The organism is Kitasatospora sp. NPDC098663, from assembly GCF_044760075.1.
Lineage (GTDB): Bacteria > Actinomycetota > Actinomycetes > Streptomycetales > Streptomycetaceae > Kitasatospora.
This window is the reverse complement of record NZ_JBIWAP010000006.1, coordinates 117,041-129,648: the sequence shown is the minus strand read 5'-3', so window position 1 is coordinate 129,648 and position 12,608 is coordinate 117,041. Positions and strand designations below refer to the sequence as shown.

General features: G+C 72.9%; 13 protein-coding genes. 4 read left to right on the top strand and 9 right to left on the bottom strand.

Going from position 1 to position 12,608, the window contains the following annotated elements:
- Positions 1 to 22: 22 nt before the first annotated feature.
- The 5 genes from ACIQVZ_RS08630 to ACIQVZ_RS08610 form a co-directional block, all read right to left on the bottom strand.
- Positions 23 to 1,228: an acetylornithine transaminase gene (locus tag ACIQVZ_RS08630; RefSeq protein ID WP_402448206.1), complete on the bottom strand. Its 1,206-nt coding sequence runs from the start codon at positions 1,226 to 1,228 to the stop codon at positions 23 to 25.
- Positions 1,225 to 2,100, bottom strand: a complete 876-nt coding sequence (gene argB / locus ACIQVZ_RS08625; RefSeq protein WP_350878043.1) for an acetylglutamate kinase — start codon at positions 2,098 to 2,100, stop codon at positions 1,225 to 1,227. Before argB ends, ACIQVZ_RS08630 begins: the two co-directional genes overlap by 4 nt.
- Before the next feature lie 143 nt (positions 2,101 to 2,243).
- Positions 2,244 to 3,398 carry a bifunctional glutamate N-acetyltransferase/amino-acid acetyltransferase ArgJ gene (gene argJ, locus ACIQVZ_RS08620; protein ID WP_402448416.1) on the bottom strand — a complete coding sequence of 385 codons (1,155 nt, stop codon included), beginning with the start codon at positions 3,396 to 3,398 and terminating at the stop codon, positions 2,244 to 2,246.
- A 14-nt stretch (positions 3,399 to 3,412) separates the two neighbouring features.
- The gene (gene argC / locus ACIQVZ_RS08615; protein WP_402448204.1) at positions 3,413 to 4,441 is read right to left on the bottom strand and encodes an N-acetyl-gamma-glutamyl-phosphate reductase; all 1,029 of its coding nucleotides are present in this window, start codon (positions 4,439 to 4,441) and stop codon (positions 3,413 to 3,415) included.
- A 162-nt stretch (positions 4,442 to 4,603) separates the two neighbouring features.
- Entirely contained in the window at positions 4,604 to 5,806 is a 1,203-nt protein-coding gene (locus tag ACIQVZ_RS08610; protein ID WP_402448201.1) for a methyltransferase, read from the bottom strand.
- Between the two features lie 81 nt (positions 5,807 to 5,887).
- Between ACIQVZ_RS08610 and ACIQVZ_RS08605 the strand changes: the two genes are divergently transcribed.
- Both ACIQVZ_RS08605 and ACIQVZ_RS08600 read left to right on the top strand, forming a co-directional pair.
- On the top strand, positions 5,888 to 6,313 hold the full coding sequence (locus ACIQVZ_RS08605; protein ID WP_350877921.1) for a VOC family protein: 426 nt from the start codon (positions 5,888 to 5,890) through the stop codon (positions 6,311 to 6,313).
- Positions 6,314 to 6,378: 65 nt separating this feature from the next.
- Entirely contained in the window at positions 6,379 to 6,753 is a 375-nt protein-coding gene (locus ACIQVZ_RS08600) for an RNA-binding S4 domain-containing protein (protein ID WP_402448199.1), read from the top strand.
- 32 nt (positions 6,754 to 6,785) lie between these two features.
- Here ACIQVZ_RS08600 and ACIQVZ_RS08595 read toward each other — a convergent pair whose 3' ends face one another.
- Positions 6,786 to 7,292, bottom strand: coding sequence for an FBP domain-containing protein (locus ACIQVZ_RS08595; RefSeq protein ID WP_402448197.1), 507 nt, complete (start codon positions 7,290 to 7,292; stop codon positions 6,786 to 6,788).
- Between the two features lie 160 nt (positions 7,293 to 7,452).
- Positions 7,453 to 8,337: an SAM-dependent methyltransferase gene (locus ACIQVZ_RS08590; RefSeq protein WP_363583806.1), complete on the bottom strand. Its 885-nt coding sequence runs from the start codon at positions 8,335 to 8,337 to the stop codon at positions 7,453 to 7,455.
- A 275-nt stretch (positions 8,338 to 8,612) separates the two neighbouring features.
- On the opposite strand from ACIQVZ_RS08590, the gene ACIQVZ_RS08585 reads away from it, so the two are divergent.
- A complete protein-coding gene (locus ACIQVZ_RS08585; RefSeq protein WP_402448194.1) occupies positions 8,613 to 9,572 on the top strand; it encodes a polysaccharide deacetylase family protein in 960 nt (319 codons plus the stop codon).
- Positions 9,573 to 9,638: 66 nt separating this feature from the next.
- On the opposite strand, the gene ACIQVZ_RS08580 is transcribed toward ACIQVZ_RS08585, so the two are convergent.
- Entirely contained in the window at positions 9,639 to 10,457 is an 819-nt protein-coding gene (locus ACIQVZ_RS08580) for an SDR family NAD(P)-dependent oxidoreductase (protein ID WP_402448193.1), read from the bottom strand.
- A 283-nt stretch (positions 10,458 to 10,740) separates the two neighbouring features.
- On the opposite strand from ACIQVZ_RS08580, the gene ACIQVZ_RS08575 reads away from it, so the two are divergent.
- Entirely contained in the window at positions 10,741 to 11,610 is an 870-nt protein-coding gene (locus ACIQVZ_RS08575) for a 3-hydroxybutyryl-CoA dehydrogenase (RefSeq protein WP_350877927.1), read from the top strand.
- A gap of 69 nt (positions 11,611 to 11,679) precedes the next feature.
- On the opposite strand, the gene ACIQVZ_RS08570 is transcribed toward ACIQVZ_RS08575, so the two are convergent.
- Complete coding sequence (locus tag ACIQVZ_RS08570; RefSeq protein WP_350877928.1) at positions 11,680 to 12,519, bottom strand: chitosanase; 840 nt, start codon at positions 12,517 to 12,519, stop codon at positions 11,680 to 11,682.
- Positions 12,520 to 12,608 lie beyond the last annotated feature (89 nt).

Below are 12,608 nucleotides of genomic sequence, written 5' to 3'. Positions count from 1 at the left end.
TGGTTATTCTCCCGGACAACGGTCAGCTCGCATCGGTCGGGGCGCTCTCGCGCACCGCCCGCAGGACGCCCGGCAGAGCGGCGAGGAAGGCGTCCGCCTCCTGCTCGGTCAGCACCAGCGGCGGGGCCAGCCGGACGGCGTCCGGGACGGCCGCGTTGAGCAGGAAGCCCGCCTCCTGCGCGGCGGCCTGCACCCGCACCGACACCGGCTCGGTGAGCACGATGCCGAGCAGCAGGCCGGCGCCGCGCACGTGCGAGACCAGCGGGTCGCCGATCGCCTCGACGCCCTCGCGCAGCCGCTCGCCCAGCTTGCGGACGTGCTCCAGCAGGCCCTCGGACTCGATGGTGTCCAGCACCGCGAGCCCGGCCGCCGCGGCCACCGGGTTGCCCCCGAAGGTGGTGCCGTGCTGGCCCGGGGTGAGCAGGTCGGCGGCCTCGCCGAAGGCCAGCACCGCGCCCATCGGCAGCCCGCCGCCGAGCGCCTTGGCGAGGGTGACGACGTCCGGCTCGACGCCCTCGACGGCCTGGTGGGCGTACCAGTACCCGGTGCGGCCGACGCCGGTCTGGATCTCGTCCAGGATCAGCAGGGTGCCCGTGGCCCGGGTGATCTCGCGGGCCGCCCGCAGGTAGCCCTCGGGCAGCGGGATGGCGCCGTTCTCGCCCTGGATCGGCTCCAGGAAGACCGCCGCGGTCTCGGTGGTGACGGCCGCGCGCAGCGCCTCGACGTCGCCGAACGGGACGTGCGTGACGTCGCCGGGCAGCGGGCGGAACGGATCCTGCTTGGCCGGCTGGCCGGTGAGCGCGAGGGCGCCCATCGTCCGGCCGTGGAAGGCGCCCTGGAGGGCGACCAGGTGGGTGCGGCCGGTCCGGCGGCTGATCTTGAAGGCGGCCTCGTTGGCCTCGGCGCCGGAGTTGCAGAAGAACACCCGGCCGCCCTCCCGGCCGTCGAGCTCCAGCAGCCGCTCCGCGAGGGTGATGGTCGGCTCGGCCATGAAGAGGTTGGAGACGTGGCCCAGGGTGGCGATCTGCCGGCTGACGGCCTCGACGACCGCCGGGTGGGCGGTGCCGAGGGCGTTGACGGCGATGCCGCCGAGCAGGTCGGTGTACTCCTTGCCGTCGGCGTCCCAGAGCTTGGCGCCCGCACCGCGCACCAGCGCGATCCGCGGGGTGCCGTAGTTGTCGGTGAAGGCGTGCTGCCACCGGCCGGTCAGTTGCTCGTTCGCGGTCATGCCAGTCCCCCGGTCACGGTCTGTTCGTCGTCCGGCACGACCATCGTGCCGATTCCCTCGTCGGTGAAGATTTCCAGCAGCAGGCTGTGCTGCACCCGGCCGTCCAGGACGCGGGCGGTGCCCACCCCGGAGCGGACGGCGCGCAGGCAGCCCTCCATCTTGGGGAGCATGCCGCTGGCCAGGCTCGGCAGCAGCTCCTCCAGCTCGCTCGCGGCGAGTTGGCTGATCACGTCGTCGGAGTTCGGCCAGTCCGCGTAGAGGCCCTCGACGTCGGTCAGGACCACCAGCATCTCGGCGCCCAGCGAGACCGCCAGGGCGGCCGCCGCGGTGTCCGCGTTGATGTTGTAGACGTGGCCGTCGGCGCCGCGCGCGATCGAGGAGATGACCGGGATCCGGCCGTCGGCGATCAGCGCCTTCACCGCGCCGGCCTCGATGTTGACGATGTCGCCGACCAGGCCGATGTCGACCTGCTCGCCGTCCACCACCGCGTACCGCTTGACCGCCGTCATGGTGTGCGCGTCCTCGCCGGTCATGCCGACCGCGAACGGGCCGTGCTCGTTGAGCAGGCCGACGAGTTCGCGCTGCACCTGGCCGGCCAGCACCATCCGGACCACGTCCATGGTCTCGGGGGTGGTGACCCGCAGGCCGTTGGTGAAGCTGGACTCCAGGCCGAGGCGGTCCAGCTGGGCGCTGATCTGCGGGCCGCCGCCGTGCACCACGACGGGGTGCAGGCCGGCGTAGCGGAGGAAGACGACGTCCTGGGCGAAGGCCGACTTGAGGCTCTCGTCCACCATGGCGTTGCCGCCGAACTTGATCACGACGGTCTTGCCGTGGAAGCGCTCCAGCCACGGCAGCGCCTCGATCAGCGTCATCGCCTTGGGCAACGCGGTGTTGTTGCGGGCCTGTTCGCCCTTGGGTGCGATCTTCACGGGTGTCCCTCGTCCGAACGGGTGTCGCGCATCGGGTGTCGCGGATCAGGTGTCGCGCACCGGTGGCGCGCGACACCTGTCGGGCATCAGGTCGAGTAGGCGCTGTTCTCGTGGACGTAGTCGGCGGTGAGGTCGTTGGTCCACAACGAGGCGCTCGCCGTACCGGCGTTGAGGTTCGCGGTGATGACGACCTCGCGGCCGGTCATGTCCACCAGGGTGCGGTCCTCGCCGACGCTGCCGTCCTTGCAGACCCAGACGCCGTTGATGGCCACGTCCAGCCGGTCCGGCTCGAAGGCGGCGTCGGTGGTGCCGATCGCGGCCAGCACCCGGCCCCAGTTGGGGTCCTCGCCGTGGATGGCGCACTTGAGCAGGTTGTTGCGGCTGATCGTCCGGGCGACGTCGACGGCCTCCTGCTCGGTGGCGGCGCCGGTGACGTCGATCCGGATGTCCTTGCTGGCGCCCTCGGCGTCGGCGATCAGCTGGCGGGCCAGGTCGGCGCTGACGGTGCGGACCGCCTCGGCGAACTCAGCCTCGTCCGGGACGACGCCGGAGGCGGCCGAGGCCAGCAGCAGCACGGTGTCGTTGGTGGACATGCAGCCGTCGGAGTCGATCCGGTCGAAGGTGGTGCGGGTGGCGCCGCGCAGCGCGGTGTCCAGGGCGGCGGCGTCCAGGTCGGCGTCGGTGGTGATCACGACCAGCATGGTGGCCAGGCTCGGGGCGAGCATGCCCGCGCCCTTGGCCATGCCGCCGACCGTCCAGCCGGCCGGGCTGGTGACCTGGGCGGTCTTGTGCACGGTGTCGGTGGTCTTGATGGCGATCGCGGCGGCCTCGCCGCCGGTCGCGCTCAGCTCCCGGGCGGCCAGCGCGACGCCGGGCAGCAGGATGTCCATCGGGAGGCGCTCGCCGATCAGGCCGGTGGAGGCGACGGCGACCTCGCCGGCGTTGAGCTCCAGTTCCTCGGCGACCTTCTCCGCGGTGGTGTGGGTGTCCTGGAAGCCGAGCGGGCCGGTGCAGGCGTTGGCACCGCCGGAGTTGAGGATCACCGCGGACACCTGGCCGCCCTTGAGGACCTGCTCGGACCAGACGACCGGCGCGGCCTTGACGCGGTTGGCGGTGAAGACGCCGGCGGCGGCGAGCGCGGGGCCGTCGTTGACCACCAGGGCGAGGTCCGGAGTGCCGGAGGCCTTGATGCCGGCGGTCACGCCGGCGGCCCGGAAGCCCTTGGCAGCCGTCACGCCCACGTTCGTACTGTTGCTCACGGTGCGACTCCGTTCACGGGAAGGCCCAGCTCCTCGGGCAGGCCCAGGGCGATGTTCATGCTCTGCACCGCGCCGCCCGCGGTGCCCTTCACGAGGTTGTCGATCGCGCTGATCGCGATGATCCGCCCGGCGGTGGCGTCCAGCGCGACCTGGACGAGGGCGGTGTTGGCGCCGTAGACGCTGCTGGTCTGCGGCCACTGCCCCTCGGGCAGCAGGTGGACGAACGGCTCGTCCGCGAACGCCTGGGCGTAGGCGGCGCGCAGGCTCTCGGCGGTCACGCCGGGCCGCGCCTTGGCGGAGCAGGTGGCGAGGATGCCGCGCGGCATCGGGACGAGGGTCGGCGTGAAGGAGACGGTGACGGGCTCGCCCGCGACCGGGGTGAGGTTCTGCACCATCTCCGGGGTGTGCCGGTGCACGCCGCCGACGCCGTACGGGCTGACGTTGCCCATGACCTCGCTGCCCAGCAGGTGGGTCTTGGCGGCCTTGCCCGCACCGGAGGTGCCGGAGGCGGCGACCACGACGGCCTCCGGCTCGGCGAGCCCGGCCGCGTACGCCGGGAACAGCGCCAGGGACACGGCCGTCGGGTAGCAGCCGGGCACGGCGATCCGGCTGCTGCCCTTCAACGCGGCGCGGTGGCCGGGGAGTTCGGGCAGGCCGTAGGGCCAGGTGCCGGCGTGCGCGGAGCCGTAGAACTGCTCCCAGTCGGTGGCGGCGCGGAGCCGGAAGTCGGCGCCGCAGTCGACCACCAGGACGCCGTCGCCGAGCTCCTCGGCGACGGCGGCGGACTGGCCGTGCGGCAGCGCCAGGAAGACCACGTCGTGGCCGGCCAGCACCTCGGGGGTGGTGGGTTCGAGGACGCGGTCGGCGAGCGGGATCAGGTGCGGCTGGAGCGCGCCCAGCCGGGTGCCCGCGTTCGAGCCGCCGGTCAGCGCCCCGATCTCCACCTCCGGGTGGCTGAGCAGCAGACGCAGCACCTCGCCGCCCGCGTATCCGCTCGCGCCGGCGACGGCGACTCGCAATGCCATGGCGTTCCTCCTTTGTTGTGGCATGAATATACGTATCACGGAACATTCATGCAAGGAGCTGTGGTCAGCACCCCGAAGAACGCCCGAAAACCGCCCTGCGTCCACCCGGCCTGGCAGCCACCGGCCCGCGACCGGACAGCCACCGATCGGGCGGACGCCGGGCTACCGCTTGACCGCGCGCAGCACCACGAACTTGGGGTTGCCCGCCACCAGCTGGCAGTTCCCGAAGAGACGCCGCAGCTTGACGTGGTAGCCGAGATGGCGGTTGCCGACCACCCACAGCTCCCCGCCCGGCCGCAGCGCCCGCCGGGAACCGGTGAACATCCGCCAGGCGGTGGCGTCCGTGGTGGCCTGGTGCGAGTGGAACGGCGGATTGTTCAGGACGAGGTCCACCGAGCCCGGGGGCGCCACCTCCGGCGCCAGCGCGTCGGCCGTCAGGAACTCCGCCCTGGCGTCCGGGCCCAGATTGGCGCGGAAGGTCTCCTCCGCCGAGGCCACCGCCTGATGGGACTCGTCGACGAACACCAGCTCCGCGCCCGGCCCGGCCAGCGCGGCGGCCGTGCCGACCACGCCGTTGCCGCAGCCCAGGTCGACCACCCGGGCCCCGGGCGCCGGGGTCGGCAGGTGGCCGAGGAAGAAGCGGGTGCCGATGTCGAGGCGCTCGGCGCAGAACGTGCCGGCGTGGTTGACCACCGTGCGCCCGGAGACCGCTCCGACGTCCGGCGGCAGCGCGTAGCGGTGCGGCCACGGGTTGGGACCGGGGTCCAGTGCCGGATCCGGGGTGCAGAAGACCAGCCGGGCCTTGCGGGCGGCGAGCGAGGTGCGGGTCGGGCCGAGGATCCGCTCGAAGAGCTGGAGCGTGGAGGTGTGGATCTCGGCGACCATGCCGGCGCCGACCACCACCGTGCCCGGGTGGACGGCGGGGGCCAGCCGGTGCAGCTGGTCCTCCAGCAGCGCCAGGCTCTTGGGCACGCGCACCAGCAGGACGTCGATCCGCCCCGGCGGGGCGTCCCGGGTGGTCAGCAGCCGGGCCGGGTCCACGGTGGCACCGGCCCGCGCCAGGTTGGCCAGGGTGGCCTGCCGGCCGAGGTGGGAGTCGACGATCTGCACCGGCTCGTGCGCGGCCAGCGCGGTGGTCAACGCGCCCCAGCGGTCGCCCAGGACGACGATCCGGCGGCCGGCCAGGTCGGTCGCGGCGCCGGCGGCGCTGTCCGCCTCGCCCGCGAGGTGGCGCAGCAGGTACTCGTCGGCCGCGTCCCAGGCCCGCAGCCGCTCACGCGGGTCCTCGGGGAAGCGGGTGAGGTCGAAGGCGCCCCACGGCGTGCTGAACTGGGTCGCCGCGGCGGGCGTGATCTCGGGATTCATCGTGTTCTCAGGCTATCCGACGGCCCGACGGGGAACCGTTTCGACGGATACTGGAAGAGCCCACCGAGAGGGGTGAGGGCGATGGACTGGAAGCTCGAAGTCGTGGTGGTCCCGGTGTCGGACGTGGACCGCGCGAAGCTGTTCTACGAGGAGCGGGTCGGCTTCACGGTCGACCACGACACCCGGCTGCGCGACGGGGTCCGGGTCGTCCAGCTGACTCCCCCGGGCTCCACCTGCTCCATCGTGGTGGGCACCGGGGTCATCGCGGCGCCGCCCGGATCCGTGAAGGGACTGCAGCTGGTGGTGCCGAACATCGACAAGGCGCACGCCGAACTCGCGGCCCGGGGCGTCGAGGTCAGCCCGGTCCAGCACTTCGAGGCGGGCAGCCGGGTCAACGGGCACGGCGAGGCCTGGAACTCCTTCGTGTTCTTCAACGACCCGGACGGCAACGGCTGGGCGGTCCAGGAGGCCCCGCAGACGGCCCGGATGGTGCCGTCGGCGGCGTAGCGGGCTCAGCAGGCGCCGCGGGCTCGGGCTCGGGCCGGTTCGGGCGGCTTGGGTAGGCTCCAGGAATGGCTGAACACGAGGGAAGCGTGCGGGTGGACAGCTGGATCTGGTCGGTCCGGCTCACCAGGACGCGGGCGCTGGCGGCCGCCGCCTGCCGCGCCGGGCACGTGCGGGTGAACGGCGAACGGGTCAAGCCGGCCCAGGCGCTGCGCCCCGGGGACGAGGTGCGGGTCCGCGAGGACGGCTACGAGCGGGTCGTCGTGGTCCAGAAGCTCATCCGCAAGCGGGTCGGCGCGACGGTGGCGGCGGACTGCCTGGTCGACAACAGCCCGCCGCGGCCGCCGCGCGAACTCGTCGCGACGGCCGGCGAGCGGGACCGGGGCGCCGGGCGCCCGACCAAGCGGGAGCGGCGCGACCTCGACCAGCTGCGCGGGCACTGACCCCGCCGGCACCCGGTGTCGGCTCGTCCCGCTCAGTGCGCGGTGTCGGCGAGCACCTTGGCGAGGAAGGCCTCCAGGTTCCCCACCGTCCGGTCGATCTGCCGCTCCAGCGGCAGCGACTCGTCGGGCCTGGTCACCAGGGCGGACTTCTTCAGCCCGCGCACGTACAGCGAGCACGCGAGGTCGGCGCAGATGTACGTGCCGACGGTGTTGCCCTCCCGCCCGGCCGCCCCGGCCCGGCGGGCGGCGAGCAGCGCGACGCCGGAGCCGGCGTGCGCGGTGATGCACAGCGAGCAGACGTTGGTCTTGGTGAGGCTGCGGCGGATCGTCGGCACCCGCAGCGTCACGCCGACCGGCTCGCCGCCGTACGACGCCACCAGGTAGGCCCGGTCGGGCGCGCCCTGATCCCGCCAGCCGAGGAAGTCCAGGTTCTCCCAGGTCAGTTCCGCCAGGCCCCGGGGGAGGTTGAGCCGACGGGCCTCGCCCTTGGAGCAGTTGACGAAGGACGCGCGGATCTCGTTCTCGCTCAGGGGTTCCATGGCGCGGAAGGTAACACCGGCCCGCCCGCGCTGTCGTGCCGATTTCGCCCGGCGCCCACCTGGTGGGTGACGGGCTGTCAGTGGCTGAGCCTAGGGTGTTCGCGAGGCCGGTCCCGGCGCAGGAGGGAGGCGCCGGGGCCGGCCGCCTCGTGAACCGGGGCTACCGCTTGAACGCGACGCCCGCGTAGGCGGAGACGTCCTGCCAGCCTTCGGGGAGTTCGGTGGTGGGGACGTGGCCGGGGGTGGGGCGCCAGAGCGGGAGTTGGACCAGGCCGGGGCCGGCGAACTCGAAGTCGCCGAAGAAGGGCTCGACGCCGGCGCGCGGGCGCAGCACCAGGGGGGCGCTGGCGCTGCGATAGATGCGGGTGCCTTCGGCGGCGCTCTCCCGGGAGGCGAAGTCGGGGCTGCCGTGGGAGAGGATCAGCGCGCTGCCGGGGGCGAGCGCGTCGCGCAGGGTGCGGACGATCTGCTGGGCGCCGTCCTCGTCGCGGATGAAGTGCAGCACGGCGACGAGCATCAGCGCGACCGGCCGGGACAGGTCGACGGCGGCGAGCAGGCCCGGGTGGCCGAGGATGGCGGCCGGGTCGCGCAGGTCGGCCTCGATGACCGAGGTGTGTCCGGCGGGATGGCCGGCCAGCAGGGCGCGGGCGTGGGTGGCGACGATCGGGTCGTTGTCGACGTACACCACCCGGGCGTCCGGGGCGACCCGCTGGGCGACCTCGCTGGTGGAGCCGACGGCCGGGATGCCGGTGCCGATGTCGACGAACTGGCGGATGCCCCGGCCGGCGGCGAACTCCACCGCGTCGCCGAGGAACTGCCGGTTGGTGCGGGCCAGCAGCGGCAGCGCGGGGTAGGCCGCTATGGCGGCCTGGGCGGCCTTGCGGTCGGCCTCGAAGTTGTCCTTGCCGCCCAGGTAGTAGTCGTACATCCGGGCGGTGTGCGGGACCCCGGTGTCGAGCTCGCTCGGCGGCTGCCAGTCGTCCGCTCTGGCCCAGTCCCAGTCGGTGCCGGTGGCCTCGCCGACGGCCGCGCTGTCCTCGTGCATCCTGTTCCGCCCCCTCTGCCGTGCTCACTGCCGGAAATGGCACCGCCTCGGCGGCCGGCGGGCCCGCCCGGTACCACGGGGGTGACCCCGCGTCCGGCCCGGCCACCCTCCCGTGGCGTGCGGTGCGCCGTGATCGTATCCGACGACACGCCGGTGAAACACCGGCAGTTCAGGTTTACGCAACGCCCGGACGGTGGCGTGTGTGCACGTCAATGGCGGTACCGGGGCGCTCCTCGGATCGCCGTGGGTGGCCGCCGTCTCTATGCTGACTGCCGATGACTGCCGACCGCCGCACCGTACTGCGCACCGCCGTCCAGCTGGCCGCCCTGACCGCCGCCAGCGGGTTCCTCAGCGCGTGTGCCTCCGGCACCCCGCGCCGGGCCGACGCCGGGGCGCTCGCCGTGCACCCGGGCACCCTCGACCCGCAGCACACCACCGACCCGGCCTGGAACGGCGGCGAGGGCCCGGCCTCCCCCGTGCCGTCCGCCCCGCCGGAGCCGCAGCCCGCCGGTACCGAGTCGACCGCCGGTACCGACCCGGCCACCGGAGCGGAGCCGCCCGCCGGGGCCGCGACGCCCCCTCCGACGCCTCCGACGCCTCCGACGCCCCCGGTGCTGCCGCCGCTCGCCGCCGGCACCCCGGTCGAGGTGGTGAACGGGCCGCGCACCAGCAAGTTCGTGGCGCTGACCTGCCACGGCAGCGGCGATCCGAAGCAGGCCACCGCACTGCTGGAGGCCGCCGAGCAGCGCGGCGTCAAGCTGACCGTGATGGCGGTCGGCAGCTGGCTCGACCAGCAGCCGCAGATGGCCCGCCGGATCCTGGACGCCGGCCACGAGCTGGGCAACCACACCCAGAACCACTTCGACCTCTCGACGATGACGGCGGCCCAGGTGCACGACGAGATCGCCCAGTGCGCCGAACGGCTGCAGCGGCTCACCGGCTCGATCGGCCGCTGGTTCCGCCCGTCCGCCGCGCAGTACGCCACCCGGACGGTGCGCGAGCAGGCGAAGGCGGTCGGCTACGAGCACGTGCTGTCCTTCGACGTCGATCCGCGCGACTACAACGACCCGTCGGCCGCCGAGTTGCAGCGCCGGGTGCTGAAGTCGGTGCGCGGCGGTTCGGTGGTCGCCCTGCACATGGGCCACCAGTGCACGGTGGACGCGCTGCCGGGCATCCTGGACGGTCTCGCCAAGGCGGGCCTGAAGCCGGTGACCGCCAGTCAGCTGTGCGCCTGACCGCTCTTCGCGACAGGCCGTCCGGGGGGCACGCCGGCCGAGGGGTAGGCCGCCCGAGGGGCCCGTTCAGCCCATCGGGTCGTCCGCCTTGTACGGGCGCATCCGCAGCGTCCGGGCGTCCGCCGCGCGGATCTCCGCGGCCCGGTTGACCAGCTCCTCCAGGTCGTCCCGCCCGGCGTGGATGAACCGGCCGTGCAGGCCGTCGAAGCGGCCCCGGGCGGCGTCCACGGTGACCGCGACCATGTACGGGATCGAGCCCCAGGTCGTCGTGTCCTTGAACATCGGCATCGCGGCGGTCATGTCGGTCTCGACCGCGCCGGGGCTGATGTCGAGGATGACGATGCCGTGGCGGGCCAGCGAGTCCGCCATGTTGTCGGAGAGCTGGAGCAGCGCCCCCTTGGAGGTGGCGTACGCGGTGTAGTCGCCGTCCGGGCGCAGGGCGAAGCCGGAGTTGAGGTTGACCACCCGGCCGCGCTCCCGGGACACCATGCCGGGCAGGACGCAGCGCAGCAGGTTGTAGGGGCCGCGCAGGTTGGTCTCGATCACCTGCCACCACTGGTTGGCGTCGGTCTCCCAGAGCGGCACCTCGGCGCGGTCGACCAGGCCGGCGTTGTTGATCAGCAGGTCGATCGGGCCGAGGTCGCGTTCGACGACCCGGACGGCCTCGCGGACGGCGCCGGCGCGGGTGACGTCGGCGGTGACGGCGACGCCGCGGGAGCCGTGCCGGGCGCACTCCTTGAGGGTGTCGGTCAGCGTCCAGTGGGTGCGGCCGACCAGGCCGACGGCCATGCCCTCGGCGGCCAGCCCGATGGCGATCTCCCGGCCGATTCCCCGGCCCGCGCCGGTGATCAGACCGACCTGTCCTGCGAGCGATCCCGTCGGCACCGTGTGCTCCCTTCCCGTCCCCGGCCCCCGTCTGCGGCATTCTTCCGGCCGCCGGGCGGGGGTGGCCCCGGGCGCACGGGCGGCGGGCCCGGCCTCACCCGTTCGGACGATGTCTCGCACTGGCACCCGGCCGGGGAGGGGGTGACCTACTGGCCGGTACGGAGTAGTAACGTCGTCGGGACGGTGACCGGTGCACCCATTCCGGCACACCGGCCCGTTGACCAGCAGCTCGCTGGGCCACCAGTTCGCTGGGCGACCCCCAGCACCACCGAAGGGCAACTGAGTGAGTGACATCGCGCGCGTCGGAGTGATCGGCTGCGGCCTGATGGGGTCGGGCATCGCGGAGGTCTTCGCCCGGGCCGGGCTGGACGTCCTGGTGGCGGAGGCCAGCGGCGAGGCGCTGGAGTTCGGCCGCACCCGGCTGACCAACTCCCTGGACACGGCGGTCAAGCGCGGCAAGCTGAGCCCGGAGCTGCGGGACGAGGCGCTGGCCCGGCTGACCTTCACCGTGGACCTGTCCGACTTCGCCGACCGCGACCTGGTGGTCGAGGCGGTCGCCGAGCGCGAGGACATCAAGGTCAAGATCTTCCAGACCCTGGACCAGGTGGTCGAGCGCCGTGACGCGATCCTCGCCTCCAACACCTCGTCGATCCCGATCGTGAAGCTGGCCGCCGCCACCTCCCGCCCGGAGCAGGTGATCGGCCTGCACTTCTTCAACCCGGCACCGGTGCAGAAGCTGGTCGAGGTCATCCCGACGCTGACCACCTCGGCGACGACCACCGAGCGGGTCGAGGCCTTCGCCTCCCAGGAGCTCGGCAAGGAGCCGATCCGCGCCCGCGACCGGGCCGGCTTCGTGGTCAACGCGCTGCTGGTGCCCTACCTGCTGTCCGCGGTGCGGATGTTCGAGTCGGGCGTGGCCACCGCCTCCGACATCGACAAGGGCATGGAGGCCGGCTGCGCCCACCCGATGGGCCCGCTGCGGCTGTGCGACCTGATCGGCCTGGACACCATCGTCTCGATCGCCGAGTCGATGTACGACGAGTACAAGGAGCCGCTGTACGCGGCTCCCCCGCTGCTCTCCCGGATGGTCGACGCGGGCCTGCTGGGCCGCAAGTCCGGCCGCGGCTTCTACGACTACACCGCGAGCGCCTGAGCACCGGCCGGTGGACGGCGGCGGGGCCCGGGAGCGAGGTGCTGCTCCCGGGCCCCGCTTGGCGTTCCGTCAGCTGTTGATGGCGTAACTGTCGCCGTAGACCTTCCACTTGAGCGGCGGGTTGAGGTCGAAGTTCTTCGCGTTGAGGAAGACCGACTGCTCGGTGTCGACGCGGCTGGTGTCGGAGTGGGCCTGCTCCTTCTTCATGACCACCTTGCGGGCGTCCAGGAAGGCCTTGAGGTAGGTGGCCTCGTCGCCGCCCTGGGCGGGGGTCTTGGCCTTCTTCAGGGCGGCGGCGCGGATGCCGCCGAAGCTGTCCGAGCTGTTGCCGGGGCCGTGCATGACGATGGCGTCGTAGTAGGCGAACTGGCCGAGCGCGCGCAGGCCGTCGGACTTGGCCTGGTTGACGGCGGGGTTGAAGTACACCCGGTCGCGCTCGTCGTTCTGGGCCTGCTGGAAGACCGTGTCCTTGGCGGCGGCGGCCCAGTCGTTGACGAACGGGGTGCCGAGGCCGGTGTGCGAGGCGCTGCCGTTGACCTTCTTCAGGGCCGGCAGGTACTTGGCGAGGACGTTGCCCGGCTTGAGGTCGGTGTAGTGCTGGACGAGGTCCAGCATGTCGCCGGTGCCGGAACAGAAGCCGATGATGCCGGCGGTGTAGCCGCGCCCGTCGCCGATGTCCTCGATGTACTTGTACTGGGCCTTCCAGTCCAGCGAGGAGTTCTCCGCGCTGGACACCAGCTGCATCGCGATGTCCTTCTTGTGCGGGTCGTCCAGCCCGACTCCCTTGAGCTGGACGGACGTCGCGGACGTCGGCGCGGCGGTGGCGGCGCCGGCCGCGACCGTGAGGGGCGCGGCCACCAGGGCGGCGGCGAGGGCGATGCGGAGGGCACGGTGGTGCTGGGGACGCATACGATGCTCCGTTTCCTCGGAGGGTTAGGAAACTTTCCTAACGAGAATTAAGGCCCTCCTTCCCCGTCCCCGCAAGGGTTTTGACAAAG